This is a genomic window from Bacteroides sp. AM16-13, from assembly GCF_003602705.1.
Taxonomy (GTDB): domain Bacteria; phylum Bacteroidota; class Bacteroidia; order Bacteroidales; family Bacteroidaceae; genus Bacteroides; species Bacteroides xylanisolvens.
The window spans coordinates 1-628 of record NZ_QTLK01000085.1 but is presented as its reverse complement, the minus strand read 5'-3'; the positions used below and the strand labels follow the sequence as shown (position 1 = coordinate 628).

Here is a 628-nt window from a genome sequence, read left to right as displayed (position 1 = left end):
TAGAAGCTAAATTAGATGGTCAAACCAACTGCTAAATTCTCATTTATGGAAGAGACAAAAATTTATAAGTTCAGTGAACTTTGTTCCAAAATAGGCAGTGGAGCAACACCTAAAGGCGGTAAGGAGTCATATTTGGGTGGAAATATTGCACTAATAAGAAGTCAAAACGTGTTGGACTTCAATTTTTCAGTAGATGGTCTTGCATATATTAATAATGAACAAGCGCAGAAATTAAACAATGTTTCCATCGAAGAGAATGATGTTCTACTTAATATTACTGGCGATTCTGTAGCAAGAGCTTGTATGGCCCCCAGCTGGATTCTTCCAGCAAGGGTTAATCAGCATGTAGCCATTATTCGAGGAAATGCAGATCTTGTATTGAATGATTATCTGCTCTATTTTTTGCAATATAAGAAATCTTATTTGCTCTCTATTTCACAAGGAGGAGCTACAAGAAACGCTTTGACTAAAAGAATGATTGAAGATATTGAACTTCTACTTCCTAATTTGTCTCACCAGAGGAAAGTGGTTTCAATACTCCGATCACTCGACTCCAAAATCGAGCTGAACCGCCGGATAAATGATAATTTAGAGCAGCAGGCACAGGCGTTGTTCAAGTCGTGGTTCG

The 628-nt window shown here is 37.7% G+C and carries 1 protein-coding gene; it reads left to right on the top strand.

The features are described from left to right. Window positions 1-45: 45 nt before the first annotated feature. Window positions 46-628, top strand: a 583-nt coding sequence (locus DW173_RS23680) for a restriction endonuclease subunit S (RefSeq protein ID WP_120145343.1), incomplete at its 3' end; no start/stop codon positions are given.